General features: G+C 42.0%; 3 protein-coding genes. All 3 read right to left on the bottom strand.

From position 1 onward, the window contains the following. Nucleotides 1-213 precede the first annotated feature (213 nt). The 3 genes from sbcD to petN are packed head-to-tail and all read right to left on the bottom strand — an operon-like array spanning nucleotide 214 to nucleotide 1759. The gene (sbcD, locus tag O9290_RS19760) at nucleotides 214-1467 is read right to left on the bottom strand and encodes an exonuclease subunit SbcD (protein ID WP_288054795.1); all 1254 of its coding nucleotides are present in this window, start codon (nucleotides 1465-1467) and stop codon (nucleotides 214-216) included. Nucleotides 1468-1509: 42 nt separating this feature from the next. Continuing rightward, complete coding sequence (locus tag O9290_RS19755; protein WP_002736416.1) at nucleotides 1510-1653, bottom strand: hypothetical protein; 144 nt, start codon at nucleotides 1651-1653, stop codon at nucleotides 1510-1512. A gap of 16 nt (nucleotides 1654-1669) precedes the next feature. Continuing rightward, nucleotides 1670-1759: a cytochrome b6-f complex subunit PetN gene (petN, locus tag O9290_RS19750; RefSeq protein WP_012265708.1), complete on the bottom strand. Its 90-nt coding sequence runs from the start codon at nucleotides 1757-1759 to the stop codon at nucleotides 1670-1672. Nucleotides 1760-1946 lie beyond the last annotated feature (187 nt).

Raw genomic sequence — 1946 nt, 5'->3', positions numbered from 1 at the left:
TGACAGAATTTATCTGTAGGATCATTGTTATATAGACAATCGGGATTAAGACATAAACTCATTGTTAGTTCAAAGAGGGATAGGGAAGATGTTTCAGTGAGCAGTAAACTGATAACTGATAACTGATAACTGATAACTGATAACTGATAACTGATAACTGATAACTGATAACTGATAACTGATAACTGATAACTGATAACTGATAACTGATAGCTAAATCGAGGTTTCTTCCTCCGTCCAAATTTCCGGCTGTTGATTTAATAAAAGCTGGGCTGCCTCTAACATATCATCAACAATATCCCGCAAATCTTTCTTATTATCGATATAAGCTTTTAACGCTTCCATCGGATCTAATTGATTACCCACCCCTAATTCCGGTAAACGGGGACGGGTTAATTGACTAATTAACTCAGCCCGAATACTATAACTATGGGCAGTTTTTAACGCTTCGTCAAGCTGATTGGTGTTGATTAGTTCTAATTGTTCACTGCGAATTTTATAAACTAAGCGGATAACTGCTTCCTGAATATCGTGTTTTTTGAGAGCTTTTAGCAATTCTTTTTGGGGGTTTTCTGCCTCAGAAACATCCACTTCGATGGAACGGAAAGGACGCACGGGTAAAGGACAAAATTCCCATTTAACCTCTCCTTTAGCCACTTCTATTAGAACATAGCCCTTATCTTCTTTTTCCTCGCTAAAATCCACTCGATCGATGCTCCCTGGATAGACAATGGGCGGATCATTGCTAGGATTAAGATTTTGATGTTTGTGAACATGACCGAGGGCAACGTACTCGAATTGTGGACGATTTAGCAGCGATAAAGGTACGGTAAAACCTTTACCAACCGCTAAAAATCTTTCTGCTCCTAAACTAGCTCGATCGGCCATTAAATGGGCTAATAAAACTGTTGGTAAACTTGTATCTAATTGGCGAATTTCTCCTTCTAAAACCGGTTCCAAACGGTTAATTAACAATTCATTTACCCCACTCAAGGATAAACCCTCGGTTTCGGGACGGGTTAAGAGAGTGGCGCGGGTTAACCAGGGTAAAGTAATGACTTGGATATCGCCATTGCGGGTGGTGATGCGATGGGTGGTAAGGCGATCGCCAACAATAAAACCAGGCACCGCTAGGGTACGATAGATGGAGAGACTGACACCGCCATTACCATGAGAATGTTGATCGTGATTACCCACTAATAACACCGTCGGGATATTAGCATCGGCAAGACGACGGAATTGACTGGCAAAAGCTTCGTGAACAAAAGGAGGAGGAGTGGCATCGGGAAAGGCATCTCCCCCAAAAAGCACTAGATCCACAGGGGAGGCAATAGCCCGATCGATACAGAGGCTTAAACTGCCCATAAAATCCTCTAAACGCGTGTTTAATCCCGTTTTTGGATTTAAACGTCCATGGGAAAAACCGCTCCCCATGTGAATATCCGATAAGTGCAGTATTTTAATCATAGTAAATGAAAAACAGGCGTAATTAAGTACACCTGTTCAGGATTATTTTCCTAATTTTTTATCGCCATCTTGACGACGGCGATCGCGCCATTCTGTAGTCGTCAGGTAGAGAATGCCACCGCTAACGATAACGAGGAGAATTAAGGCGACTAGAAAGAGAGTGTTCAGAATCAAGGATGTTTCCATGGTATCTATAGATTACCTAGAAACCGTTACGACCCCAAACCACCATGGCGATCGACCAAGTGAACAGGGCGAGAATGCTAACCCAACCAAGTGTCAAAATATCCATAATTGCCTTTGTTAAACGAATTACTTAGGAGTTGACACTCTCCGCACTAAAAGTGCGGAGATTCTTGGGCTGAATCTTGCCGCTACTAGCAAAGCTAATTTTGGTCTTACAGTTTCATGTCTAGTCCGACTACACCTACAAGGTAAGCACTCTTAAAGACTACTCCCCAAGCGTAAATTTCTGTGTG

The organism is Microcystis sp. LE19-41.2A (assembly GCF_027530405.1).
GTDB classification, from domain to species: Bacteria; Cyanobacteriota; Cyanobacteriia; order Cyanobacteriales; family Microcystaceae; genus Microcystis; species Microcystis aeruginosa.
Note: the sequence above shows the minus strand (reverse complement) of the source record. Positions and strands in the feature narration are given on the sequence as shown.